Source organism: Furfurilactobacillus cerevisiae, from assembly GCF_048961765.1.
GTDB lineage: Bacteria > Bacillota > Bacilli > Lactobacillales > Lactobacillaceae > Furfurilactobacillus > Furfurilactobacillus milii_A.
Genome location: NZ_CP185253.1, coordinates 2,748,586 through 2,772,724 on the forward strand (window position 1 = coordinate 2,748,586; position 24,139 = coordinate 2,772,724).

Genomic DNA, 24,139 nt, shown 5'->3' on the forward strand with positions numbered 1-24,139 from the left:
CGATATGAACTCGCCATCACAAATTTAATTATAAAAAGCATATGTTTTTGCTTATGAACAATTACTTGTTACGATTCAGGTACTATCGACGGGTAGTCATTTTTAATTGATCATGATCGATTCAGAGTGATGCCGAGGCCCCAAAACATGTGGGCGTCAGGCAAACATTTAGCAATGTGTTGCCCACTTGGGCCGCGAAAGGAGACTACGTCATGTCTAAAACAAAAGCGTCAACGCAATCCCCCAAAAAGGTGTCAAAAAAATCACCATCTGAATCTCGAGCTAATTTCAAACACAACCTACGCCGGTCTATTTATGTATGCGGTGCCACACTAATGCTACTTAGTGCCTCAGTACCAAGCGGCGTTGCTTTAGCTGACACCATCAACGAACCACAAACAACTCGTCAGGCCAGAGCTGGTTTGGCGGACGTTAGCTTGCTATCAAATGGTCAAATGACTACTAATAAAGCTAACCCACAAACGAAGAACGCTCAAGGAAATTATGATCTCGACCTTAGTTACACCGGGACAGGGGTCGCCGATGTCGGTTTAGCGACGAAAAAAGTGATGGTCTTCGGACTAGCCCCTGAATTACGAGGCAAAGTTGTCGGCGGTGCCAACATTGCCGTAGATGCAGCCTTAACGGACATTAACCTGTCCAAGATTCCAGGCGTTAGTGCCGAAGTTGCCTTGGTTCAAACAGCCCTGTCCCTGTTAGGCACTGGATCACCTGAATTACTGGCCGTGCAAAATGCATTGAACCGCTTGACCAGTGCACAACCATTAGGTACTTATCATGCCAACGTGGCTGGTACCGTGACAAACGACCGTATCACGGCCGATGTTACAGATGGCTTGGGCAATTACGTTAAGAGTCAAACTGGCTTAATTATTGCTGACGTGCAAAATGCACTGAACGCATTACCGACCTCTAACCCACTAACAGCAACCTTACGTGGTGCATTACAAGCACTGCTTAACGTATTAAATCCGATTATTGGGGTATCTAGCAACCTGCTGAATAACTTGTTGAATGTTAACTTGCTTGGTCACACTACTGCACGTTTGACAACGACTGTAAGTGAACCAACCGCAGCCAACACAAAAGTTTACGGCGTTCTATCCAATAATGGTGCCGTGAACATTGATCTATTAAGCAGTGAAGGCGATGCTGTTGACCTCCAATTTGCGGTAACACCACAAAATCCGCTAGAAAATTATAACGTTGCAACCCCAGCGTTGAATCCAGCAACCGCTGGCGATACCACCGTTACCGGTAACGCAACACTGACAGAACCAATCCCTGAGGGAACCACGTTTAAGGCTATTGCAACCCTGCCAGGCGGTGGGACGACAACTAGTGACGTGACTGTTGATGGCAACCATGCTTCATTTACTGTCAACACAGGCACACTGGCGGCTAACGATGAAGTATCTGTTAAGTTACAGGCAGTCAACGGTAGCAATACTAAAGATGGTAGTCCTGCCACAGTGACTGCGCATGCGGAAGATCCAACTAACCCAATTCAAAATTATACCGTTAACATCCCTAATATCGACACCGCAACGGCCGGCGACACCAGTATCAGCGGAAATGTTGCCATTGCAGAGAATATGCCAGAGGGCACCACGTTTAAAGCTATAGCGACATTACCTGGTGGTGGCACCGCAGAGGGCACTGTCGCCGTTAATGATGGGACTGGCACGTTTACAATCAACACGGGCCAATTAAACGCCAATGATGTGCTCTCCGTTAAGATTCAAGCAGAAAATGGCGAGTTCACTAAGGACGGTTTACCACGTTCAGTAACCGTTCAAGCGGAAGATCCATTTAAAAACTATACCGTTGCCGCACCAAGTGTTGACCCGGCAAACGATGGCGACGCAACGATTAAAGGAAACGCTAATTTAAACGAACCTTACCCTTCAGGAACGACGTTTACCGCTATCGCAACACTCCCTGGTGGCATTGAGAAAACGGCAGAGGTTAATCCAGATGGCAGTTACACGATCAACTCCGGTGGATTAACAGAAGGCGAAGACATTAGTGTTCGTATCCAAGCGAAAAATGGCGACGCCACCAAGGACAGTACCGGCACTGACATCACTGTCGGCAAGGCCGTGGTAACAGACCCAATTGCTGATTACGACGTTGCAACGCCAACATTGACGCAGCCGAAGAACGGCGAGACCAGTGTCTCAGGAACTGCGACATTAACGGAACCAATTCCTGCGGGAACAACGTTTAAAGCGGTCGCAACCCTACCGAGTGGCCGACCAGTCACCAGTGACGTTACCGTAAATGGTGATCAAGCTTCATTTACCATTGACACCGGTTCACTACGGACAGGGCAAGACATTTCAGTCAAACTTCAGGCAGTCAACGGCGAAAATACCAAGGACGGTTCACCGGCAACGACAACCGTTGTGCCCAATGACTTCGATAACTACACCGTTAATGCACCCGAAGTGAACCCAGCGAAGGCCGGTGACACAACGATTACTGGGAATGCCAACTTGAACACACCTTATCCAGATGGTACGACTTTTACAGCCGTTGCTACCCTTCCCGGCGGTGTTCAACAGACAGCGGAAATCAAACCTGATGGTACCTACACGATTGATTCAGGAACGCTGTCTGCGGGCGATGCTGTTAGTGTCAAGATTCAGGCTAAAAACGGTGACGCAACCAAAGATAGTACACCTACTGACATGACCGTTAGCGAAGCCGAAAATCCATTAGCTGACTACGAAGTGGCAACACCAACGTTTGTCACACCTAAGAACGGTGATACTAGTGTTTCAGGGTCGGCCGTACTGACAGCTCCGATTCCAGAAGGCACCACATTTAAGGCCATTCTGACATTGCCAGACAACACGACTAAAACAGTTGATGCAACCGTGGACGGGGTCAATGCGACGTTTACAGCCGATACTGGTACATTAACGACAGGCGAAGTGGTATCTGCCAAACTACAAGCGGTTAACGGCGACAACACCAAGGATGGAGCTAAAGCCTCAACAACTGTTGAAGCAACTAATCCAACCAACCCATTGGACGGTTATACCGTTAATGCACCAAGTGTTAACCCAGCCAAGGCCGGTGAAATCACCGTAACTGGTAATGCTAACTTCAATACGCCGATTCCTGACGGGACAACGTTTGAAGCCATCGCTACCATGCCTGACGGAAGTACAAAAACAGCTACCGTTAACGGTGACGGCTCCTACTCAATTGAAACTGGGACACTGGCAGCCGGTCAGCAAATCAACGTGAAGATTCAGGCAACCAATGGCGATAACACCAAAGATAGTTTGCCAACAGGCATCGTTGTTGATCAGGCCGACCCAAGTAATCCGCTGGATGGCTATACCGTTAACGTTCCAACTGTTGAACCAGCCGTGGAAGGCAACACAACAATTGATGGGAATGCCAACATCAACACACCATTCCCAGAAGGAACAACATTCAAGGCCGTTGCGACCCTGCCTGGTAACATTGAAAAAGAGGCCACTGTTAACCCAGATGGGTCCTTCTCAATTGACTCCGGCACACTGATTGCAAGAGAAGAAATCAGCGTTCGAATTGTGGCAATGAATGGTGAAAACACCAAAGATAGTTTGCCAGTTACCTTCTTCGTTAGTAAGTCTGATCCAACTTTCGAAGATCCATTAACAAACTACAATGTCACAACACCAACGCTGAATTCGGCGAAAAATGGCGACACCAGCGTCTCTGGATCAGCCACATTAACCACACCAATTCCTGATGGGACCACGTTTAAGGCCATTGCTACCTTACCAGATGGTTCAACCAAAACCGTCGACGCAACGGTTAACGGCGACAAGGCCACATTCACAGTGGACACAGGTGCCTTATCTACTGGCCAAATCGTATCTGTCAAACTGCAAGCTGTAAACGGAGATTATACGAAAGACAGTTCCCCTGCTTCCGTAACTGTTGAAGCTGGTGACCCAACCAACCCAACGAATCCATTGGATGGTTATAACGTTGGCACACCAACCGTAAACCCAGCTAAGGGCGGTGACACCAACGTGACTGGGAACGCCAACATTACAACACCAGTTCCAGATGGCACCACGTTTACCGCGGTCGCAACACTACCAGATGGCTCGACAAAAACTGGCACTGTGAACCCTGATGGTTCCTTTAACATCGACACCGGTGCCCTGACACCTGGTCAAACGGTGAGTGTTAAGATTGTCGCTACCAATGGTGACAATACCAAGGATAGTGCACCCGTTTCAATCACTGTTAGTCAGCCAAACGCAACAAATCCACTGGATGATTATAACGTGGGGACACCAACCGTTAATCCAGTTAATACCGGTGACACTGCAGTAACTGGGAATGCCAATATCACAACACCAGTTCCAGATGGGACAACGTTTACCGCAGTTGTAACATTGCCGGATGGCTCAACAAAAACTGCACCAGTGAATGCAGACGGTAGCTTCTCCATTCCAATTGACGGTTTAACTGATGGTCAAACACTATCCGTTAAGATTGTGGCTGCTAATGGCAACAACACTAAGGACAGTACACCAGTGAACGTTACAGTTGGTAGCGGTCAGCCTGGCACACCTGGTAACCCAGGCACTGGGAATAACGGCGGTTCAGGTAACACTGGCGGCTCTGGAAACACTGGTTCTGGTAATACCGGAAACGGGGCAGGTCAAGGCTCTGGCGGACAAACATCATCCGGCAACGGCGGGACAGGCACAACCGGATCTGGTTCCACAGGCACTGGCACTACTTCTGGTACCACCGGCCAAGCGGGTCGTTCAGGATCAGCCACGACTGGTCAAGGTGGCTCAGGAACAACAGGTTCAAAAACAACGGGCTCAGGCATGACCGGTACAACTGGTACCAGTGGGTCCGGATCAAACGGACGCTCTGTAACAAGTGGTACTGCTAATGGACCACGTGCCATTGCACCTCAATCAGGTAGCGGTACTGCCTCAGGACGGTCAGGATCGCAAACGACTAGTCAGACGCAACGTGATAAATCAGGCGTTCTTCCACTGACAGATCAGCAACGCGCCACTGTTGCTTCGATACTCGGTGCTGGATTACTGATTGGCGCAATTGCCGCTGCTTACCGCTTCATCAGAAAACGTTAGTCTGAGACAATAACGAGTTGCAGGCATTAATGTATTAATATTCAGAATTTCAAAAGCAAGTCATTTCGGCGTTTAGACCACATCGCTGAAATGACTTGCTTTATTTGTGTCAAGCCTTGAACTAAATTAAACATGCCACATTAAAAGATAAAGGAGCAACTCGACATCATGGAAAAATCAGATTGCAAAATGTACGCCTGGGGCAACATATTTAAGCTGACGGTAGAAAATCAGGATAAAGTTTTACCTATCAGTGTTAATGTCTACCCCAAGGTGAATCCAGAAACCGGAGAGGTCACCTTCTTTGTTGATCCAGAGCAATTCGCTAAAATGGCTCAGCACGGATTGCACTAACATCATCTGCTTAACTAACTCATTACCAACGGATGTTTACCAAAATAGTGCTTAATCGTGTTCACTTCGTCCACATATTCCGGTTTAATCATGCGGCTTTGAACCGTTGGTAATTCAATCAGACCAGCGATGTTACGAGTTGCACGCACCTCAACAAGCAACTCATCAAGAATGCTTAACATTTCGTTTAAATATTCAGGTTTCGTTCTAACCAGTACAAATTCCATAGCCTCTTCAATAATATCTTCATCATCAAACATGCTTAACATCCCCTTTGGATTGTTGCAAGCTGGGTATTCGTTTAATAACTTCCGTAATCAGTGGTAATCACCTGTCGCAAACACTTGATTGCCATGAACTAATGCCGCAAACATAGCCACACTAAGAACGGCAAAACCGATTTCAATCAGTAATGTTACTTGCCATTGTGATAATTTTTTCATCATGTCTCATCTCTCTCGCTTTTTAACATAGCTTCAAGACTAATTTGAGTTCGCCAAGCTTAAAAGTGCTTAAAGCTGAAAGAAACATGAGAGAATCTCAGAAAAGTTTATAAAGTGCGTAATCAGTTTTACTAATCCTTACGATTTATCCACTTGTATCGGTCCATAAAAATGCTAAAATTTGGGCACAGTTAACGAAATGCGTTAATTGACACGTTTAAATTTAGGAGGGTTCCTCAATGGGGCTATTAATTGGACTGGCCATCTTACTTGTGTTTGGGCGGTTCATCGGGAAGGCCGTTTTCTGGATTTTAGGCACGCTGGTTGTCATTGCAGGGTTCGTTTTCTTCGCCCACATCGCCATCTGGTTAGTACTCATTTTCTTAGTGATCGGTGGATTCTCGTTTCTCGGTAACGTTTTCTAAGATGACATTTAATTAATTACAAAGACAACGCCACACATTCAGTTTGGAAACATCCAGACTAAATGGTGGCGTTGTTTTAGTTAAGCTAGAATTCATGCATTTAGGCAGTCAAACACCTACAATGAAGCTACTTAATAATGACAAACAAGGATAGGAGATACGATAATGATTGAGTTTCGCTATGATACGCAATGTTTAATCGACGGACACGACCTTGATGAAGATAAGATCGACGCATACATAAAAGCCAATTTTAAGGGTGATAGCCTCATTGCAGTGGGCGATGAGAACCTGATTAAGATTCATTTTCACACTAACGAACCCTGGGATATCCTTAAGTACTGCGCCACCCTTGGTGAAATCTTTGATATTGTGGTCGAGGATATGGATCGGCAGTCACGAGGATTGAAGGGATAACTATTGAAGATTTAAAAAATGAGAAGTTGATCAACTAGTTTGGTTGAAAAAGACCCGATGTTTACGAATAACATCGGGTTTTAACATATTATTTTTATTTCATTTTCAGCGCAACTATAATCTTGTCAATCAGCACAAATACCAGCCGACATGCCTATCTTCTGTTTGCCTCTCCGTAAACTTTTGCAATGGAGTTTAGATCTAATTCAAAGTAGTCAGCAATTAACAACAATGTTTTAGCGGGTATATCAGTTTGATTAGTTTCATATCTCTGTATCATTGACCTAGAAGGCAATGCTGCCTTACTAGAATATCTTTCTTTCATATTATCCGAAAGTTGTTGCAAGCTTAACTTTTTTGAATGTCTGGTTTCTTTTATGATTTCACCAATCATTTGCATTAATTCCTCCTAAAACAATAATCTCAAGTTTAGCAGGCTTATCGAATGTTTTTTTAACTTTTGCAAAAAAAAGATTGCATTAATTTTGTTTTAGAATTAAAATCCCTATATGGGGATTTAGAAAAGGAGGTTATCATTATCAGTGAAATTAATGCATTGGCTGGATATTTATCAGCTCACAATATTATGGTAAAAACAATAGCTGAAACAGTTGATAAATCACCAAACACAGTCAGTAAAAAGATTAAGCAAATTGTTCCTTTCAATGTGTTCGAAATTAAACAACTCAATCAGAAATTAAAAATTCCGATTCATATTTTTTTCGATTGAATATCCCTATTTAGGGATATTAATATTTTAAAAGGAGGAATACTTTATAAAAAGATTTACATCGTACTTAAATGCAATCAATTGATGCCTGTCATTTAAGAACTACAAAACTTGAAAACAGTATCTAGCAGTCGAAACTACTTTTAACAGTTTTAAAAAGCCCTGCAGTGGTAGCTCACGTCACTTTCCAATCATAATTAACTTTAACTAACTTAAGAAAGGTATTTTTTATGTATACAGTAAACGAACCAAGTTCGAAGGGTTTTAAATTATTAAACATAACTTTAGGATGGCTAATTGCAATCGGCCTTCTTGGACTTCCAGCATCAATTCTTATTGACAATGGTCATGCTTTACTTTTTTCATTTATCTTATTCATAGCAAGCATTATTGCTAAACGTTATTTACATCGTCTGCCAGCGTATAGAGCTTCTTCATTTTTTGGCGATCAAGGTGAGATCACCCTCAGAACCGCTGCATTTTTCTTTATGGATGTACCGGAATTTCAAGACTTAAGCCGATCAAGTAATCAAACTCCCTTGATCGGGAATCCTGCAAAATTATACGCTTATTACAACATCTGGAACTCAATGTTTTCAATACTGCCAGCCCGACCAGAGGGACTATCTAAATTTGACCCAAGCATTAGAAAAAATATTGAAAAGTTAACTAAAACAATGTCATCCGGTTTAAATCAGCATATGTCTGAATATACATTTGGTTATAATGCTAGAGGCTATCAGCCATTAATTCCAATTGTTAATAGAATTTTAAATCAACAATCGTATGATACTTTCATAACTGAAATTTATAATCCATCAGTTAAGGAACTGGAAAAAGAAGGCTCAATACCAGATGAAAGTATTGATAATCAAGCAGCCAACCAAATGTACTTTACTATGAGTAATGATAATAAGCTAAAAATATTCTTTTCAAATGATGATTTTGTGTCCGCAGCCCAAAGAATAATACAAGCGGCCTTTTAATTTCTCATGACCGGAGCAATTCGGTCTGTACATAGTTATTTTATAATTCAGAAAGGACATCAAGATGACCACGTCATATAAACTACTTACAAGTATCATAATTTTGCTCTTAATGGGTACTACTTTAACCGCATGCTCAACAACTAAAAAGCCTAACAATAAATCCAGTTCCTCCACTATATCGAAACAATCAAGTAAATTAACATCAAGTTCATCTAGTGCCAGCACACAAAACAGTACGCCAACTGCGAACTTATCTTGGTCCAATGTGCAAGATAAACAGTTAAGTCAATTCATGGCCGCATGGGGGCCAGCAATGCACCAAATTTACAAACAGTACTCACCCAGCAATAACGTTAAGTTCAACGGAATCAACTTTCCTGATGAATTTCAAAAAAATGACATTGCGGTTGAAGACACCCCGGTATCAATCGAATACTCAACTAATGGAACAGGAACTAAAGATTATGAGGTTGTCGCTGTATACAGCGACGCAGAATATCAAATTTCTCAACATCAGCTTGACCAACATCTTTACTTATTCGCAATTCATGACAAGCAACCAGTAGCTCTTGTAACTGAGCAATCTCAAGGACTAAGTGATAACAAAATTCACTTTACAGAAACTAAAAATGTTGATGTGGCAACCAACTTTACATCTATCTTTAACGGTCAAGGTGTGAAATTCAAAGGTGGTTCGCAAAACAGTAGTTCAAATAGTAGTGCCAGTTCACGCAATAGTACGGGAGTGTTCGCCGGCTTAGATGAACAGCATTTGGCAGCAACCCTTTATTATAAATATCTGGATAGTAATAATTTGCAAGATGCCATTCCAAGTAGTGTTAGTGGAGATTCACCAACATATTACGACTTTGATTCTTCCACAGAACAAGGAAATGTAGGCACTGATACTTCTGGCGGTGATAACAGTTTTTCAATTTCAAACAACAATGTCACCATTGTTAATCATTCTGACTCTTCCGCTACTGAAACAATGACGGAACTGCAAACGGAGAATTATTACCAAACTCATAAAATGGATATCGATACTTTAGCAACACACCTTCAAGATAATTCCTAAGAAAAAAAAGAGACCTCCTTTGTTGAGGTCTCTTTTGTATTTTTAATAGCTATCGGTTTAAGGATCACAGTTCTACTAACTGTCCATATTTCAAAGCAGTGAACATTATTTACGTGTCGCAAAAACATGTTTGGCAATGTTAACTGCATTTAACACCTTTGGAAACCCAACGTATGGCAAGCATTGAATGAAACTTTCGACAACTTCTTGCTCAGTCAGCCCAACGTTAAGGCAGCTATTAATGTGAACCTCTAATTGTGTAGCCGTGTCTCCCTGCGTCAATAAACTCGTGACCGTGATCATTTCACGCTGTTTGAGATCGAGCCCTGACCGCGAATAAATGTCACCAAACGCAAATTCTTCAATGTACGTCGCAATGTCTGGCGCTACATCCGCCAATCCTGACATGACATTTGTCGCCGCTTCTGCATCAACCTCCTGCAATTTTGCTTGGCCCCGTTTCAAACGACTATTTTCATTTCCTGGCATCAATATAAACTCCCTTTCCCTTAAGATTGGGATAAGCCTACTATCTGGAGTTAACTCCATGTCAACTAAAGTTTTACACTTTCTCTATGGTGACAACTGTTCTAGACCAAAATTATTTTAGGTGGCGAAATATGTACAGTATTGGGGAATTTTCAAAACTAGTCGGGATGCCGATCGACACACTGCGTTACTACGAGAAACTCGATCTCATCACGCCCGCCCGTTCCCACACCAACAAACGTGAATACTCCGATGCGGATATTCACTGGATCGCGTTTATCAAACGGCTTAAAGGCACTGGCATGCCGATGAAACAGATTCAAGCCTACGCTCAGTTGCGCGACATTGGTGATGCCACCATCGATGAACGACTGGACCTATTAGCCAAGCAACGCCTTCGTTTGAAGGGTCAACAACAGTTAATCCAGCAACATCTCGATTTTTTAGACCAAAAAATCGACAGTTACCACAAAAGACAACGACAACTTAGTCAAGACTAGGTATTAAGTAGATTGTAAAATTAATCCGAACGCTGTTCGGACAAAAAAGATCAGCTTCCTTTAAAATGGTGTTTACAACAAACCCATCTTTTAGGAGCTGATCTTTTGTCTAGTATAACCTATTCCGAACGAATTAAAATCGAAACCTTTTGTGAACTAGGGCTGTCCAATATCCAAATGGGCGTTCGGCTGAACCGATCACCGTCAACAATTTCTTATGAATTATCTCGATGTCAACCTTATCAGGCTGAATTAGCACAAACAGATGCCGAATACAAGCGATCACGATGTGGTCGGAAAACTAAGCTGAGCGATGAGTTAAAGCAAACAATTCTCAACCATTTACATCTAAGCTGGTCACCAGGAATGATTGCTCACGAATTTAAACTAGCGACTAAATCTATTTATAATTGGCTAAATCAGGGGAGAATTGGTTTCTCCTTGAATGATCTACCTGAACATGGCGTACGCCAACGGCGTAACGTTGACCAACGATCCAAATATAATCAATCTTTGGGGCGATCGATTGAACAGCGTCCCATGATGATTAATCAACGTAATCGCATCGGTGATTTTGAACTAGATACCGTCGTTGGCCCTCGTGGGCATAGTAAGGCAGTTTTATTAACTTTAATCGATCGCAAATCACGGTTCCTTTGGGCATATCGGTTAAAGGACCGAACGACAGCGAGTGTTAATGAAGCACTGACTAAGTTCCTAACAACTTTTAATGGACCGGTGCACAGTTTTACTGTGGACCGTGGTACTGAGTTTAGTGGGCTAGTATCATTTGAATCACAATATGGTATTAAGACCTATTACTGTCATGCTTATACGCCAGCTGAACGTGGTAGTAATGAACGCTTTAATCGGAATTTACGTTATTTTTATCCTAAGGGGACTCGTTTTGAGCACATTAGTGCTCAAGATTTAACGACGACGTTACTCCAAATTAACCAGAGACCGCTTAAAATACTTGACTGGAAAACACCGTATCAGGTTATGCTGACCAATTTGTCCAAAAATTCGGATTAAATTTGCAATCTACCATTAAACAGAAAACTCAGGGAAATTACATGCTCATTTTTATGCGCCGTTTGATCGGTATCTATGCACTTATTTATCTCATTTTACCTTGGTTCAACGTTCGCAAAGGCGGTTGGGCAGGCGCCATTACAACGGTTATTGGTTCACTATTCTTATTGACCGCGGTAGGCGATTTTCCCACTAATGCAACGATTCCGTTCTTGGTAATTGGCATGGTGCTAATTTCAAGCGGTGCGTTACTGGCAGGACGGCGAATGTTTGGCGCTGACATTCATTGGTCACATCACCTGCTTCGCCTCGCCGTTGAAATCGTCTTGCTTGTCCTATTTATCATTGCCAGCTAAACTAAAAAAGCTTCTAAACTTGCACAGACTTGAACTGGCTAGTTTGGAAGTTTTTTTGTTTTATAGACGAATAATATTCAGGTTTGATTCCAAAATTGCCTGATCACTTTGCAACTCAAGGCGATTTTGAACTTTCTTGTACGTAATCTCCATGTTCTCATCTAAATAAAACGCCGTCTCATCCGTAAAGTACACTGGCCCAAGCGATGTTTGAAATTGTTCAGTAAAATCGTCGGGTATCTTTGCTTGTGGACAGATGAATATTCGATACATTAGTCCGTTTTCTCCCAAGACCGGCGATAATGGTCCGATCCCATCATCTAGATCTAGCAAAAGTACCTCATGCGCTGCCATTTTTGACGCCAATTTTTCCGGTGCTTCATGTGAAAATGAAAGTTTCATCATTTATCCCTCCGCCTTAAACATTGCCAACGTAGCGCTAACCGTTTCATTAATGGCCTGTGACTGCCGACCGTTTGCTAAATCAATCTGGATTCCGTTATGAATCGTTCGTAGCATGCTGGCTAATTGTGCTTGTCTTGAAGTAGTCAAACTGATTGCCGGTAATTGTGACAAGAGTCGTTCAAACGCCGATGTTAAGTGATCAAATAAGGTATTGTAAGTGGCCATTAACTCAGCTGATTGGTCGTGATGCTCACTAATTGAATTAATGACCATACAACCCTTTGGATAAGTCGCTAATGGCCAGTTGAGAATTAACAATTGTTTCATTTTTGTCCAAACATCACTCTCACTTGCCATGATGTCATTAATCTCGCTGTCGGCCATCCCAACATAATGCTTCAGTGCTTTTAAATACAAAGCATCCTTATTGCCAAACGTATTGTATAAGCTCTGTGCTTTCACACCTGTTTGCGTCGCTAAGTCTCTTATTGCCGTTTGGTTAAACCCGGCTTGCCAAAAAATAATCATTGCCTGTTCTAACAGGTCATCTTCTTCAAATTGTCGCTGTCTTGGCATGTGTTTTCTTCTTTCTTTAACAACTGTTCAAAAACAGTATAATCCATTTTGAACAATCGTTAAAGAATAAAGTGACTATTTCAATTAATAAAAAGCAACAGTCACAAATGACCGTTGCTTCGCCAAAACTAAATTCATTAACTTTTAAATCGTGACCAACGACGCGCATCGACTGAGCCGCCTACCAAATTAATAGCATTGGGTAAAATCTCCTGTTCTTCAAAGCCACAGGCATGAGCAACCCCCAAACTCGCCTGATTATGAGTCGCAATTTTCAAATCAATTCTTTTAAGATACAAGTCTTCAAAACCATAGCGGACAAGGCGTTCAACGGAAGCACGCATGATGCCGCGACCCTGCGCATCTTCACTTAGCCAGTAACCAATCTCAGCCGTTTGATTGATTCTATCTAATTCAACAAAGCTGATTCTACCCACCAGCCGTTCTTGCCAATAAATACTAAATTGCGTGGGCTGTCCGCGGTCAGCCAAGACTGCAATTCGAGTAGTGCGTTCCTGATCAGCTAATGTTTTAACTTTGAGGGCCCACGGCAACCACTTACCAAGGTATTGCTGGTTTTGAGTAATTAGCTGAAAGTACGCTGGGGCTTCACTTTGCTGCAAAGAACTAAGTTTGAGTTGGTTATTAACTTGTAAGATCATTGCTCATCATCTCTTTATCGATTTCTGATTTTCAACAAACTTTTCAAATCCATGTCATAACATTAAACACTGAGCTGAAGGCGCTGTTTAAGAAAATCATGACCAGAATCTGTCACCACCAACGCTCGCGCATCTTTGCCACGGGCCAAGTACTCATGATCCAACAAAAACATTAGAATACCGTGACCAACCGCGCCTCCAATGTGATCTTTACGTTCGCTCCAATCTAAGCAAGGTTTACAAAAGGCACGCTTTTTCTTCATCAACTCGTCTAAGTTCAAATTAAAAGTGCTTGATAAGAATGTTCGGCCACTTTGTGTCACGTTAAAATTCGCACTTTCCAAAGCGATGGCGCCATTTTCAATTAGTTTATCAGTAATGGCAACGCCAATTCGACCTGCCACATGGTCATAACATGTTCGGCAATAATATAGTTTTTTATATTTCAAACTCTTGTTTAGAGAAGCGACTTTCTTCTCAGGCGCAACCGGACTCAGCGTTTCAAACAGTGTTGCGACGTCTGATCGAATCAACGTGTAGTAATGAAAGCGCCCGTACTTCTCCAGTTTAAGCCAGTTAAGGCCGACCATTTTTTGCAAATGATATGTCGCTGTTTGCGGCGTAATTTTAGCAGCCAAGGCCAGTTCATTGACTGTGTGAGCTCGGCCATCCATTAACATATCCACCATTTTAACCCGTGCTGAGTTACTAAAAATTTCCACGATTGCTGCAACATCTGGTGCCTCATTCATATTATCACCGCCGAATTCCATATTTCGAAGATCATCGAGTTGACCTCATGATACATTAAATTTCAGTGAGAAACGACATTTTTCACCAAATTTAGTTAATTCGGAGGTTGATAACCATGAAACCCATTCTTGAAGTTTCTCATTTATCAAAAAAATATGGTTCCTTTACGGCCGTTAATGACATTTCGTTTCAGTTGCAACGCAACCATTGCATTGCTTTATTAGGCACAAACGGTGCAGGCAAGACAACAACCATGAAAATGATCTACGCAGCAGCATCCATTACTCACGGCAAAATCACCGTGGATGGCTTCGACGTTAAAAAAACGCCCTCAAACACAAAAAGGGCGCTCGGCATTGTATCTCAAGAGGACTTATTGGATGGTTCACTTACCGTTTACGAAAACATGATTGCTCACGGCCTGTGCTATGACATCCCCAAACGTGAGCTGAAAAAGCGAACACAGAACCTGCTAACGTTTGCCGGTTTAGCAAATTACGATGACAAACAAATCAGTGATTTGTCTGGTGGCATGCGGCGCCGTTTGGTGCTGGCACGCGCTCTTCTCAACCATCCCAAAGTAATCATTCTTGATGAGCCAACAACCGGTCTGGACATTCAGTCACGCCATGTGATTTGGAAGAAATTAGAGCAATTAAAAAGCGAAGGTGTTTCACTGTTGCTCACGTCTCACTACATGGATGAAGTTCAACGGTTGGCCGATCAAGTATTAATTATTCACCGCGGTAAAATTCTCGCTTCTGGTGCCCCAGATTCATTACCGGCGAAGTATGGTTATCAGTCACTAGAAGAGGCCTTTCTGGCACTTACCGATTTTCACGAGGAGGATGATCACATTGTACAAGCTCTCTCTTAGATCCATCAAACACGTCATTCAACGCAATTACATGAGTTTTCGAAAACTCTTCAAAGTATCTGTGTTTCCAAACTTACTTGATCCAATTTTGTATCTAATCGCAATGGGGATTGGCTTGGCAAACTTTGTTGGCAACGTTGAAGGCATGCCCTACTTTCTGTTTGTAACATCAGGCTTAGTCGCCGCCACCAGTATGAATGCAGCAACCAATGAGGCCACGACAAACGCGTTTATTCAGATGCGAGTTGAAAAGACTTATTACGCCGTTAGCATGACACCTGTTAACCTGCAAGACATCATCATCGGTCAAGCAATTTGGGCTGGCATTCGTGCTACCATTTTCGGCACACTATTTTTGATTATCGCAGGATTTTTAGGTGCTATCCATAGCTGGCTGGTTATCTTTGTCCCGTTTCTTCTATTCTTGAATGGTCTCTTGTTCGGGTTGCTAGGCCTGATCTTTACGTTGCTTGTGCCTAATCGCGACTATCTTAATTACTACGCCATGCTGGTCATTCAACCAATGTACATGTTTTCGGATACATTCTTTCCCGTCGCCAATATGCCACATTGGCTTCAACCATACTGCTGGCTATCGCCCCTATACCATGCCGTTAAGGTCTGTCGTGGCCTGATGCTGGGCAATCCTACCGGTATTTGGTTTCACTTGGGTTGGCTACTTGTGGTCGTCATACTAATTGCCGGATTGCCGATTTATCTCGTGCATCGACGATTGGTTTACTAAATATAATTTCAAGTATTTTAACACCTCTACCTCTTTAAAAAACTAGATAATATCTTTGACAAAAAAAATCAGTGACACACCTTGATATTAAAGGATTTATAGTCACACGAAAACATCATGTAGCTGTTACTAAAACGGCATGAAATCCTCATCAAAGTTGAGGGTTCCATGCCGTTTGCTTTGCTATAATTTTATCTACCGAGAAGTGAAGATGGTGGTGACTTTTGGTGTATTTTACACCTGAAAGAAGATGGTGCTAATGGGGTAAGAAACTTTTACCGTATTGTCACAGAATCTGATGGAAAGGAGTTACCTCGTGTCCGTAAAGGATGCACTGCAGCTGATGCTAGAGTTCGCCATGTTTGTGGTGGCACTTTTGGCATTGGTCGTTCAGTTAATCGCGGTCATTATGACTTGCTGTTAACATAAAAAACGGGCAGTCGTCTCAACTTTGGCTAGCCGACGATTGCTCGTTTATCCGAAGCACCACCGCTTTTGCGGATCGGTAGGGATGTCATTCACAGTGACATCCTTTTTATGTGTTTATTATATCATCAAAGGTACCGTTAAAAGCAAATTTTACTTTTTAATCCCCTGAATTACATACGAAGGCATCCACGGGCCACTCCACCAACCATTAAAGCCGGCCGACTTGAGCTCAATCTCCTTAAGTCCTAAATCTTGTAATGTTGCTTTATATTCACGAATGGTAGAAAACTAATCTAGAGTAGATTAGGATTTTGACAGCCGCCAATATCAATATATAAAATAATATAAACAATAATTTTTAAATTATAAATAGTGAGAGGTCCCCCTCATGAAAAAGAATACTTCACTAAGCGCCTTTGGTTTCTTCACACTAACGGCCGCCATGCTTATGTCTGCAGACGAATATCCAGCCTTTGCTCAGTCAGGGTTGATGGCGACGCTATTGTTGGTTGTCGCAGGTATCTTCTGGTTTTTACCGGTGGCACTAGCCTCTGCCCAAATGGCGACGATGCCTGGGTGGAGTGACGGTGGCGTTTATACCTGGGTCAAAGGCACACTGGGACAACGAGCCGGTTTTATTGCCGTCTTTTTTCAGTGGTTGCAAATTACCGTTAACTTTATCACCATGATTTACTTCATCATTGGGGTAATGGCCTATGCGCTAAACTTGCCGGCACTTAACACCAATCCGTGGTTAAAGCTCACCGCTTTTCTCACGATTTACTGGGTCATGACTGTTATTCAGCTTAAAGGCATCAATGATACCGATCGGTTGGTGAAATGGACGTTTATTCTTGGGATCATTTTGCCAGCATTAATCCTGTTAGTTTTCAGCGGTATCTACGTTGCGACTGACCATCCCCTTCAGTTTGCAACAACCTTATCGACTAACAGCTTCACAAGTGGGCATCCATTGACGTTAATCGTGCCTTACATTCTAGCGTTTACTGGTATTGAAGCCTCTGCTTCCTACGTTAACAATCTCAAACGACCGCAGCGTAACTACCCGATTATTATGCTGACGCTGGTCGCCTTTGCCATTATCATCGATTCGTTTGGTGGCCTATCTGTAACCGCCGTCGTACCTTTGAAAGACCTGTCACTTAACCAAGGTGTTATTCAGGCCATCAACAGTATGGTGGCCATTATTCTCGGACCGACCTTTGCGCCACTGGTAAAAGTTATCGGCTTGCTGATGGCAATCGGGATGCTCGGTGAAATCAGTTCCTGGATTGTTGGCCCCGTGAAATCATTATTAGTTACGGCTGAGGACGAAATCCTGCCAACGACCTTTAACAAAGTGAATAAACATCAGGTGCCAGTTCACCTTGTTCTCTTACAGGGAATCATCGTTTCCATCATTGCTTTCGTGTTAACAGTTGTTATCGGCGGCAACAACGGTGCGTTTGCCATGGCGATGTCCCTCACTGTCATGCTCTATCTTGTCACCTATTTACTGCTATTTGCTGGCTTTATCGTGCTCAACATCACTGGTAAAAGCCGTCAAGCCGCTTTCAAACTCCCAGGTGGCCGCTTTGTCTGTTTGATTATTGGCGTAATTGGGTTCATCACTTCTGCGCTAGTGTTTGCTTCAACATTCTTTCCAACAGCCAACGCGCAGCTGCCGGCCCTAACTTATACGCTCGTCATGGGTGGTTTCTTCCTGCTCATTCTGGGACTGACCTTGTGGCTTTACTCCCGTAGACGGACAACCAAAACGCACCGTCCTTGGCACGTACGCCATCTTAATCATGATGAGGTGCCTAGGTACACGCAAATTCAGGGCCGTGGTGAACACACAATCGATCCATTGGATAAGTAGCCCGCCCGCAACACAGATACTTCCCGTTAAACTTTGCAATCCAAAAACTGCCATGCCTAATTCATTCAGGCATGGCAGTTTTGTTTAGTATTATCTTCAATTGAGTCAATCGTGGGACGAAACAAAGTCGTTCTGCATCCGCAACAGGCATTGTCCGGTCAACGATTTTTTAACACATCCGCATGACTTGGTTCGCTAATCACAACTGCTTTCATATTATGTTCCTCCTCGTATTAACCTGTTTTGTTTTGTCATTATTCAAACTATAATCAGTGTAAACTGTTACGTAACGTACAGGTCAAGAACAAGAGGCAATAATGTTAACAATTCGAAAATTTGCGGAACTCGCAGATACAACAAGACGCACATTGTTATTTTACGATGAGCAAGGCTTGTTTAAACCCGCCAAGGTCGCAGAAAATGGATATCGCTATTACAATTATGATCAACTGTATGATTTGACCTTCATTCTGGAACTGCGAAAACTGGGATTATCTGTTCTGCAAATCAAGAACTTACTTAACGCTGGTCAAACACCGAGCTTAGACAATCAGCTACAATCGTTAAACCGAACCATTGATGCTAAAATTCAACGTTTGAACACGCTTAAACAAACGCTAAATCAGCGTTTTACAACTGAACCTGCTCGCGAAACGGCCGCTCTCAACAAACCCGTGATCGTTGATCATTCTAACCAGGAATACTGGCGCTCAATTCAATCCGTAACCTGTACCGAAGAAGAAATCAGTCAATTGTATCAAGACTTCTACCAAAAAATTGGCACGCTGAAGCTGATCGACAAACGCGAATCAGGCTTCATGACAACGTTACCAGGGTGCATTGCTGACGACTATAAAACGGCCTCTTTTTGTATTATCAAAGCCGTCAGCCCCGCCGTTCCCAACAATGTCGCAACAGTTAACCGACCAGCTGGTGAATACGTCTCCGTCAAAACATTCAATACGACCGCAGATGTTTGTCACTCACTGAGTATCTTACATGACTTCATTCAACTCCACGGTCTCAAAATCGACCAGACACTGTGGCAATTAAATCTCGATGAACAGTTGTCTAGTAAAGCTGGATCGTCATATATGGCGCTTGAATATCGACTGCTTGATTGATGTTGGATACATTAAACAAGAAAGTTACACGTGGAACATAAGTACTCGCATTTAGGAGGTTTTCATATGTGCACTGCAATTACGCTTCAATCCGCCGACCATCACGCCTTTTTCGCACGGACCATGGATCTGCCGACTACCACGCCATGGCGACCAATTTACCTGCCTGCTGGATTTTTGTGGCAACCCTCTACTGATGATCCTGGTAAACCATTGTCAATGGCGATTCTTGGCGGCGGTCGCTGGACGCCGGGCAATCATTATTTAATGGGAGACGGCATGAACGAAGCTGGTCTTGCCTGCGCTGAACTTTACTTTCCGGTTGAAGCCCACTATGCTGCCACAATGGCGAACGACAATCTAAATATCACGCCACAGGATTTCATTTACTGGGCACTAACGCATCATTCAATTGCCGAATTGCGTTTGGACTTGCCAAACATCAATATCGTCGCACAAAAGTGGTATAGCGAGAATAATTGGCGACCATTTCATTGGCTACTGACTGACGTTGCGGGCAATACGGCTATTTTGGAGCCGCGGGGTCACGGGCTAACGCTGACTGAAGCACCACTACATGTGCTGACAAACACGCCAAACTATCCAGCGCATATTGTCCGTTTGGCCAAAACCCTTGGCATTGATCGCGAATCTTCGGTTGATACTTTCAAACAAGCGTGTCGCTCTTTCGACGGCGACTTACACCACACGAATTTACCAACGGACCGTTTCCAACGAACCGTCATTAACTTATGGCGCCAAGATGCTCCGCAAACGACACTTGCCGCTGAACATCAGTTACTCACACTACTCGACGATGTTGTCATCCCTCGAACGCCTGAACGCTTGCGGCGTAGCAACATGGACTACACACATTATGAAGACGTCCTGGACTTGACCGAGCGCACCATGACGTTTAAATCCGTGCGGACCGGTGAAATTCATCATCTACGTTTAGACGACATAAAAACGGATAGCCCCCAACAAGTGATTGCCTATCCGTTTACGTAGTTGATTGTTAGTTAAATATTGTTAATCACGCAGTAATTCAATGATCTTAGGATCTTTCTGAAACAGTTCAAGGAGGCGACGTGAACTGCCATTAGGTTCAGCCCGACCAATTTCCCAAGCTTCCACAGTTCGTGGCGAAATTCCTAACAAATGGGCCATTGTATTTTGCGTCACATCTAGCCGTTTGCGCAGCTGCTTAACCGTCTTGGTGTAAAAGGCACCCGTAAAATGTAGGAAAACGGCAGGTTAGAACTGTTGGTTTTCCTACATTTTTTGTATCATGAATCACATCAGAGTGTAGGAGGAATTTGATGTGAGACGTGATTTAAGAGAAGGAGTGACGATTTACGTGACTGAAAATATTAAGCCTAACTTCGCCGAGATTGCCCGGCAATATAATGTTGATTATCGAACCGTTAAGAAAGCCTATGAGGAAGTCAAAGCTGGACTTAAGGGCCGACCAAGTGGTCGACCGAAACGGCCAAGTTTACTGGATCCATTCAAGCAAACCATCGATTCAAAGCTTGAACTAAATTGTTCGGCTGCTTCAATTTTTAAATTTATCCAGAAGAAGGGCTTTACCGGCAGCTATACCCTCGTGAAAGATTATTGTCGCCAAACCCGCCGAGAACGAGTTAAGAAAGCTACCATTCGGATTGAACATTCCCCTGGTCTCTCTGCTCAAGTTGACTGGAAAGAAGAAATGGCCCTAGTGAGCAGCGAGGGTGAGCTGTTTAAATTCAATATTTTCTTGTATGTATTGCCTTATTCAAAACTCAAATATATGACACTAACCTTTGATCGGAGCCAAGATACCCTCTTTTCTTGCTTACACGACGCTTTCCTTCATACCGGAGGTATTCCGACGGAAATCTGGTTTGATAATATGAAAACCGTTGTGGATCATACAAAATCCCAGTTTGGCCACGCTGTCTTTAACGAACGGTTCCACGAATTCTGTAAAGATGCCGGTTTCACACCAATTGCTTGTCGACCATTCAGACCACAAACTAAAGGTGCAGTTGAAGCCCTTGCTCGCACGGTTGAACGTTTACGGCCATACAATACTGAATTTGCTGATGGAACTGAGCTAATCGAACTAGTTCATATGCTCCGAGATGATCTAAATCATGAAACTTCGCAGGCCACGGACGAAGTCCCGTACCTGAAATGGTTAGACGAAGAAAAAGAGTACCTTCATCGCGTTCCAGTTAATCTCCTTGAACCATACTTCGAAGAAAACATTACCCGTGTCGTTTCGAAGGAGGCCATGATCAATTTCCGCAAATGTAAGTACTCAGTAGATCCGCGATACATTGGTTGTACGGTTGCTGTTGAAATCTCCAATGATGAGCAGCGCATTCACATTTATTATAACGGAGAAGAAATTCGTACGCACTCCATAACTACCAATTCGCTGAATTATGACCCCCAAGATCAGTTCAATATCCTCAAATCTGATTTGCTTAAAGGGCGGACAGATGAAGACATTTCAGCTTACATTCGTGAACATATGACTGATTACGACAACTTATAGGAGGCTACCATGACCACTAATAATCAAATTCTTTTAAATAATCTTGAGCGCTTAGGGTTAAACAAAATCCGTGAATACTTGCCGAATTACCTTGATCAAATTCACACTGATAATCTGTCATTAACTGAGGCGCTAATTGATTTAACTAATTCGGAACTCCAGAATCGACACGAAGGTCAGATTGCACGGGCCATTGGCCGTGCTCGGTTCCCCAATACAAAATCCCTAGATACATTTGATTTTAGCTTTCAACCCAGTATGAATCGCCAAGAGGTTCTGGAATTCCAGAATCTGGCTTTTATGGAAAAGTCTGAAAACTTAATCTTTATTGGCAATCCGGGAGTCGGTAAAACCCACTTGGCAATTAGTATTGGGATTGAGGCCTGTAAACAGGGCTGTCGGGTTCTCTTTATTAATTGTCATGAGCTGTTGATTAGATTGAGAGCAGCTTACGAAAAAGGACTGCTTGATCGATCTCTAAGCCGCTATTCGCGCTATGACCTATTAATTATTGATGAAATTGGGTATTTGCCAATTGGTCACCAAGAAGCTAACCTCTTATTTCAGCTAGTCAATGCCCGCTATGAAAAGCATTCAACGATCATTACCAGCAATAGTGATCTATCCGCTTGGGTTGATATTTTCCAGAACCCAACTGTGACAGCAGCCATTCTCGATCGCTTGGTTCATCATGTTCACGTAGTGAAGATCACTGGTAAATCTTACCGATTACGTGGCCTCAAGTAACTGCCGAAAACCTACATTTCTTTCTGCCGAAAACCTACATTTTTAAACTGCCCTTGACACTTGGCATTAAAACGCGGTGGCACATCGATAGTGACCGTGTGCACTTCAACATTGTTAGGTTCACCTTTGAAATATGCCTCAACTGCGGCAAGACTTTTCATTAAATCGGAGTTTTCCTTTTTGTTGGACATTTTATAGTAGATTGTAAAATTAATCCGAACGCTGTTCGGACAAAAAAGATCAGCTTCCTTTAAAATGGTGTTTACAACAAACCCATCTTTTAGGAGCTGATCTTTTGTCTAGTATAACCTATTCCGAACGAATTAAAATCGAAACCTTTTGTGAACTAGGGCTGTCCAATATCCAAATGGGCGTTCGGCTGAACCGATCACCGTCAACAATTTCTTATGAATTATCTCGATGTCAACCTTATCAGGCTGAATTAGCACAAACAGATGCCGAATACAAGCGATCACGATGTGGTCGGAAAACTAAGCTGAGCGATGAGTTAAAGCAAACAATTCTCAACCATTTACATCTAAGCTGGTCACCAGGAATGATTGCTCACGAATTTAAACTAGCGACTAAATCTATTTATAATTGGCTAAATCAGGGGAGAATTGGTTTCTCCTTGAATGATCTACCTGAACATGGCGTACGCCAACGGCGTAACGTTGACCAACGATCCAAATATAATCAATCTTTGGGGCGATCGATTGAACAGCGTCCCATGATGATTAATCAACGTAATCGCATCGGTGATTTTGAACTAGATACCGTCGTTGGCCCTCGTGGGCATAGTAAGGCAGTTTTATTAACTTTAATCGATCGCAAATCACGGTTCCTTTGGGCATATCGGTTAAAGGACCGAACGACAGCGAGTGTTAATGAAGCACTGACTAAGTTCCTAACAACTTTTAATGGACCGGTGCACAGTTTTACTGTGGACCGTGGTACTGAGTTTAGTGGGCTAGTATCATTTGAATCACAATATGGTATTAAGACCTATTACTGTCATGCTTATACGCCAGCTGAACGTGGTAGTAATGAACGCTTTAATCGGAATTTACGTTATTTTTATCCTAAGGGGACTCGTTTTGAGCACATTAGTGCTCAAGATTTAACGACGACGTTACTCCAAATTAACCAGAGACCGCTTAAAATACTTGACTGGAAAACACCGTATCAGGTTATGCTGACCAATTTGTCCAAAAATTCGGATTAAATTTGCAATCTACCGTATAGCCTCCTTTTAAGTGCCTTAATTGTTTTCTTTAATCGATTCTTTTTCAGTTTTGTTAACGATTCATGTTGGTTTTCCCGATAAATCATCGCCGAAATACGATTATAGAATATACGGTTCAATCGTACCTGTCAATTAATAAAATTCACTGATTTACTGCTACTAAAACCAGTTACATTAACATA

The 24,139-nt window shown here is 42.8% G+C and carries 28 protein-coding genes; 19 read left to right on the plus strand and 9 right to left on the minus strand.

What is annotated here, in order from left to right; all coding sequences use genetic code 11:
• Nucleotides 1–212: 212 nt before the first annotated feature.
• Nucleotides 213–5,147 carry an adhesive domain-containing protein gene (locus ABUE36_RS13445; protein WP_421016907.1) on the plus strand — a complete coding sequence of 1,645 codons (4,935 nt, stop codon included), beginning with the start codon at nucleotides 213–215 and terminating at the stop codon, nucleotides 5,145–5,147.
• A gap of 168 nt (nucleotides 5,148–5,315) precedes the next feature.
• Complete coding sequence (locus tag ABUE36_RS13450; protein ID WP_421016908.1) at nucleotides 5,316–5,501, plus strand: hypothetical protein; 186 nt, start codon at nucleotides 5,316–5,318, stop codon at nucleotides 5,499–5,501.
• A 14-nt stretch (nucleotides 5,502–5,515) separates the two neighbouring features.
• On the opposite strand, the gene ABUE36_RS13455 is transcribed toward ABUE36_RS13450, so the two are convergent.
• Both ABUE36_RS13455 and ABUE36_RS13460 read right to left on the minus strand, forming a co-directional pair.
• A complete protein-coding gene (locus ABUE36_RS13455) occupies nucleotides 5,516–5,761 on the minus strand; it encodes a hypothetical protein (protein WP_421016909.1) in 246 nt (81 codons plus the stop codon).
• Between the two features lie 57 nt (nucleotides 5,762–5,818).
• Nucleotides 5,819–5,947 carry a hypothetical protein gene (locus tag ABUE36_RS13460; RefSeq protein WP_421016910.1) on the minus strand — a complete coding sequence of 43 codons (129 nt, stop codon included), beginning with the start codon at nucleotides 5,945–5,947 and terminating at the stop codon, nucleotides 5,819–5,821.
• A 236-nt stretch (nucleotides 5,948–6,183) separates the two neighbouring features.
• Between ABUE36_RS13460 and ABUE36_RS13465 the strand changes: the two genes are divergently transcribed.
• Together ABUE36_RS13465 and ABUE36_RS13470 are read left to right on the plus strand one after the other, a co-directional pair.
• A complete protein-coding gene (locus ABUE36_RS13465; RefSeq protein ID WP_421016911.1) occupies nucleotides 6,184–6,369 on the plus strand; it encodes a hypothetical protein in 186 nt (61 codons plus the stop codon).
• 165 nt (nucleotides 6,370–6,534) lie between these two features.
• A complete protein-coding gene (locus ABUE36_RS13470; RefSeq protein ID WP_421016912.1) occupies nucleotides 6,535–6,786 on the plus strand; it encodes a kinase to dihydroxyacetone kinase in 252 nt (83 codons plus the stop codon).
• 154 nt (nucleotides 6,787–6,940) lie between these two features.
• On the opposite strand, the gene ABUE36_RS13475 is transcribed toward ABUE36_RS13470, so the two are convergent.
• The gene (locus tag ABUE36_RS13475; RefSeq protein ID WP_421016913.1) at nucleotides 6,941–7,186 is read right to left on the minus strand and encodes a helix-turn-helix domain-containing protein; all 246 of its coding nucleotides are present in this window, start codon (nucleotides 7,184–7,186) and stop codon (nucleotides 6,941–6,943) included.
• A gap of 60 nt (nucleotides 7,187–7,246) precedes the next feature.
• Between ABUE36_RS13475 and ABUE36_RS13480 the strand changes: the two genes are divergently transcribed.
• From ABUE36_RS13480 to ABUE36_RS13490, 3 genes are all read left to right on the plus strand, one after another.
• Nucleotides 7,247–7,516, plus strand: coding sequence for a hypothetical protein (locus ABUE36_RS13480; RefSeq protein ID WP_421016914.1), 270 nt, complete (start codon nucleotides 7,247–7,249; stop codon nucleotides 7,514–7,516).
• Between the two features lie 230 nt (nucleotides 7,517–7,746).
• Nucleotides 7,747–8,502: a hypothetical protein gene (locus ABUE36_RS13485; RefSeq protein WP_421016915.1), complete on the plus strand. Its 756-nt coding sequence runs from the start codon at nucleotides 7,747–7,749 to the stop codon at nucleotides 8,500–8,502.
• 64 nt (nucleotides 8,503–8,566) lie between these two features.
• A complete protein-coding gene (locus ABUE36_RS13490; RefSeq protein WP_421016916.1) occupies nucleotides 8,567–9,583 on the plus strand; it encodes a DUF4767 domain-containing protein in 1,017 nt (338 codons plus the stop codon).
• Nucleotides 9,584–9,688: 105 nt separating this feature from the next.
• Here ABUE36_RS13490 and ABUE36_RS13495 read toward each other — a convergent pair whose 3' ends face one another.
• Nucleotides 9,689–10,072, minus strand: coding sequence for a carboxymuconolactone decarboxylase family protein (locus ABUE36_RS13495; RefSeq protein ID WP_421016917.1), 384 nt, complete (start codon nucleotides 10,070–10,072; stop codon nucleotides 9,689–9,691).
• Between the two features lie 131 nt (nucleotides 10,073–10,203).
• On the opposite strand from ABUE36_RS13495, the gene ABUE36_RS13500 reads away from it, so the two are divergent.
• The 3 genes from ABUE36_RS13500 to ABUE36_RS13510 all read left to right on the plus strand — a co-directional run bounded on the left by ABUE36_RS13500 (nucleotide 10,204) and on the right by ABUE36_RS13510 (nucleotide 11,963).
• Nucleotides 10,204–10,572, plus strand: coding sequence for a MerR family transcriptional regulator (locus tag ABUE36_RS13500; protein WP_421016918.1), 369 nt, complete (start codon nucleotides 10,204–10,206; stop codon nucleotides 10,570–10,572).
• A 105-nt stretch (nucleotides 10,573–10,677) separates the two neighbouring features.
• Nucleotides 10,678–11,607, plus strand: a complete 930-nt coding sequence (locus ABUE36_RS13505; protein ID WP_096109805.1) for an IS30-like element ISLpl1 family transposase — start codon at nucleotides 10,678–10,680, stop codon at nucleotides 11,605–11,607.
• Nucleotides 11,608–11,609: 2 nt separating this feature from the next.
• A complete protein-coding gene (locus tag ABUE36_RS13510) occupies nucleotides 11,610–11,963 on the plus strand; it encodes a hypothetical protein (RefSeq protein WP_421016919.1) in 354 nt (117 codons plus the stop codon).
• 60 nt (nucleotides 11,964–12,023) lie between these two features.
• On the opposite strand, the gene ABUE36_RS13515 is transcribed toward ABUE36_RS13510, so the two are convergent.
• From ABUE36_RS13515 to ABUE36_RS13530, 4 genes are all read right to left on the minus strand, one after another.
• Nucleotides 12,024–12,368 carry an iron-sulfur cluster biosynthesis family protein gene (locus tag ABUE36_RS13515; RefSeq protein WP_421016920.1) on the minus strand — a complete coding sequence of 115 codons (345 nt, stop codon included), beginning with the start codon at nucleotides 12,366–12,368 and terminating at the stop codon, nucleotides 12,024–12,026.
• Entirely contained in the window at nucleotides 12,369–12,944 is a 576-nt protein-coding gene (locus ABUE36_RS13520; protein ID WP_421016921.1) for a TetR/AcrR family transcriptional regulator, read from the minus strand.
• Nucleotides 12,945–13,081: 137 nt separating this feature from the next.
• Entirely contained in the window at nucleotides 13,082–13,606 is a 525-nt protein-coding gene (locus ABUE36_RS13525; RefSeq protein WP_421016922.1) for a GNAT family N-acetyltransferase, read from the minus strand.
• A gap of 62 nt (nucleotides 13,607–13,668) precedes the next feature.
• Nucleotides 13,669–14,358 carry an ArsR/SmtB family transcription factor gene (locus tag ABUE36_RS13530; protein WP_421016923.1) on the minus strand — a complete coding sequence of 230 codons (690 nt, stop codon included), beginning with the start codon at nucleotides 14,356–14,358 and terminating at the stop codon, nucleotides 13,669–13,671.
• Nucleotides 14,359–14,474: 116 nt separating this feature from the next.
• On the opposite strand from ABUE36_RS13530, the gene ABUE36_RS13535 reads away from it, so the two are divergent.
• The 6 genes from ABUE36_RS13535 (at nucleotide 14,475) to ABUE36_RS13560 (ending at nucleotide 20,427) form a co-directional block, all read left to right on the plus strand.
• Entirely contained in the window at nucleotides 14,475–15,236 is a 762-nt protein-coding gene (locus ABUE36_RS13535) for an ABC transporter ATP-binding protein (RefSeq protein WP_421016924.1), read from the plus strand.
• On the plus strand, nucleotides 15,217–15,981 hold the full coding sequence (locus tag ABUE36_RS13540) for an ABC transporter permease (protein WP_421017487.1): 765 nt from the start codon (nucleotides 15,217–15,219) through the stop codon (nucleotides 15,979–15,981). Before ABUE36_RS13535 ends, ABUE36_RS13540 begins: the two co-directional genes overlap by 20 nt.
• A 298-nt stretch (nucleotides 15,982–16,279) precedes the next feature.
• Nucleotides 16,280–16,405 carry a putative holin-like toxin gene (locus ABUE36_RS13545; protein ID WP_081495874.1) on the plus strand — a complete coding sequence of 42 codons (126 nt, stop codon included), beginning with the start codon at nucleotides 16,280–16,282 and terminating at the stop codon, nucleotides 16,403–16,405.
• A 393-nt stretch (nucleotides 16,406–16,798) separates the two neighbouring features.
• Complete coding sequence (locus ABUE36_RS13550; RefSeq protein ID WP_421016925.1) at nucleotides 16,799–18,292, plus strand: amino acid permease; 1,494 nt, start codon at nucleotides 16,799–16,801, stop codon at nucleotides 18,290–18,292.
• A gap of 317 nt (nucleotides 18,293–18,609) precedes the next feature.
• Entirely contained in the window at nucleotides 18,610–19,416 is an 807-nt protein-coding gene (locus tag ABUE36_RS13555) for a MerR family transcriptional regulator (RefSeq protein WP_421016926.1), read from the plus strand.
• Between the two features lie 66 nt (nucleotides 19,417–19,482).
• A complete protein-coding gene (locus tag ABUE36_RS13560) occupies nucleotides 19,483–20,427 on the plus strand; it encodes a linear amide C-N hydrolase (protein WP_421016927.1) in 945 nt (314 codons plus the stop codon).
• 21 nt (nucleotides 20,428–20,448) lie between these two features.
• Here ABUE36_RS13560 and ABUE36_RS13565 read toward each other — a convergent pair whose 3' ends face one another.
• The gene (locus tag ABUE36_RS13565; protein ID WP_421017488.1) at nucleotides 20,449–20,619 is read right to left on the minus strand and encodes a helix-turn-helix domain-containing protein; all 171 of its coding nucleotides are present in this window, start codon (nucleotides 20,617–20,619) and stop codon (nucleotides 20,449–20,451) included.
• 121 nt (nucleotides 20,620–20,740) lie between these two features.
• On the opposite strand from ABUE36_RS13565, the gene istA reads away from it, so the two are divergent.
• The 3 genes from istA (at nucleotide 20,741) to ABUE36_RS13580 (ending at nucleotide 23,936) form a co-directional block, all read left to right on the plus strand.
• Complete coding sequence (istA, locus tag ABUE36_RS13570; protein WP_003555353.1) at nucleotides 20,741–21,964, plus strand: IS21 family transposase; 1,224 nt, start codon at nucleotides 20,741–20,743, stop codon at nucleotides 21,962–21,964.
• Nucleotides 21,965–21,973: 9 nt separating this feature from the next.
• Complete coding sequence (gene istB, locus ABUE36_RS13575; protein ID WP_014386885.1) at nucleotides 21,974–22,711, plus strand: IS21-like element helper ATPase IstB; 738 nt, start codon at nucleotides 21,974–21,976, stop codon at nucleotides 22,709–22,711.
• Between the two features lie 295 nt (nucleotides 22,712–23,006).
• Nucleotides 23,007–23,936 (plus strand): IS30-like element ISLpl1 family transposase, encoded by a 930-nt coding sequence (locus ABUE36_RS13580; RefSeq protein WP_096109805.1) that lies wholly within the window; start codon nucleotides 23,007–23,009, stop codon nucleotides 23,934–23,936.
• The last annotated feature ends 203 nt before the right edge of the window (nucleotides 23,937–24,139 follow it).

Bases quoted from the DNA above. Each gene is read 5' to 3' on its own strand.
- ABUE36_RS13445 (WP_421016907.1), top strand. From the start codon at position 213: ATGTCTAAAACAAAAGCGTCAACGCAATCCCCCAAAAAGGTGTCAAAA.
- ABUE36_RS13450 (WP_421016908.1), top strand. From the start codon at position 5,316: ATGGAAAAATCAGATTGCAAAATGTACGCCTGGGGCAACATATTTAAG.
- ABUE36_RS13455 (WP_421016909.1), bottom strand. From the start codon at position 5,761: ATGTTTGATGATGAAGATATTATTGAAGAGGCTATGGAATTTGTACTG.
- ABUE36_RS13460 (WP_421016910.1), bottom strand. From the start codon at position 5,947: ATGATGAAAAAATTATCACAATGGCAAGTAACATTACTGATTGAAATC.
- ABUE36_RS13465 (WP_421016911.1), top strand. From the start codon at position 6,184: ATGGGGCTATTAATTGGACTGGCCATCTTACTTGTGTTTGGGCGGTTC.
- ABUE36_RS13470 (WP_421016912.1), top strand. From the start codon at position 6,535: ATGATTGAGTTTCGCTATGATACGCAATGTTTAATCGACGGACACGAC.
- ABUE36_RS13475 (WP_421016913.1), bottom strand. From the start codon at position 7,186: ATGCAAATGATTGGTGAAATCATAAAAGAAACCAGACATTCAAAAAAG.
- ABUE36_RS13485 (WP_421016915.1), top strand. From the start codon at position 7,747: ATGTATACAGTAAACGAACCAAGTTCGAAGGGTTTTAAATTATTAAAC.
- ABUE36_RS13490 (WP_421016916.1), top strand. From the start codon at position 8,567: ATGACCACGTCATATAAACTACTTACAAGTATCATAATTTTGCTCTTA.
- ABUE36_RS13495 (WP_421016917.1), bottom strand. From the start codon at position 10,072: ATGCCAGGAAATGAAAATAGTCGTTTGAAACGGGGCCAAGCAAAATTG.
- ABUE36_RS13500 (WP_421016918.1), top strand. From the start codon at position 10,204: ATGTACAGTATTGGGGAATTTTCAAAACTAGTCGGGATGCCGATCGAC.
- ABUE36_RS13515 (WP_421016920.1), bottom strand. From the start codon at position 12,368: ATGATGAAACTTTCATTTTCACATGAAGCACCGGAAAAATTGGCGTCA.
- ABUE36_RS13520 (WP_421016921.1), bottom strand. From the start codon at position 12,944: ATGCCAAGACAGCGACAATTTGAAGAAGATGACCTGTTAGAACAGGCA.
- ABUE36_RS13525 (WP_421016922.1), bottom strand. From the start codon at position 13,606: ATGATCTTACAAGTTAATAACCAACTCAAACTTAGTTCTTTGCAGCAA.
- ABUE36_RS13530 (WP_421016923.1), bottom strand. From the start codon at position 14,358: ATGAATGAGGCACCAGATGTTGCAGCAATCGTGGAAATTTTTAGTAAC.
- ABUE36_RS13535 (WP_421016924.1), top strand. From the start codon at position 14,475: ATGAAACCCATTCTTGAAGTTTCTCATTTATCAAAAAAATATGGTTCC.
- ABUE36_RS13545 (WP_081495874.1), top strand. From the start codon at position 16,280: ATGGAAAGGAGTTACCTCGTGTCCGTAAAGGATGCACTGCAGCTGATG.
- ABUE36_RS13550 (WP_421016925.1), top strand. From the start codon at position 16,799: ATGAAAAAGAATACTTCACTAAGCGCCTTTGGTTTCTTCACACTAACG.
- ABUE36_RS13555 (WP_421016926.1), top strand. From the start codon at position 18,610: ATGTTAACAATTCGAAAATTTGCGGAACTCGCAGATACAACAAGACGC.
- ABUE36_RS13560 (WP_421016927.1), top strand. From the start codon at position 19,483: ATGTGCACTGCAATTACGCTTCAATCCGCCGACCATCACGCCTTTTTC.
- istB (WP_014386885.1), top strand. From the start codon at position 21,974: ATGACCACTAATAATCAAATTCTTTTAAATAATCTTGAGCGCTTAGGG.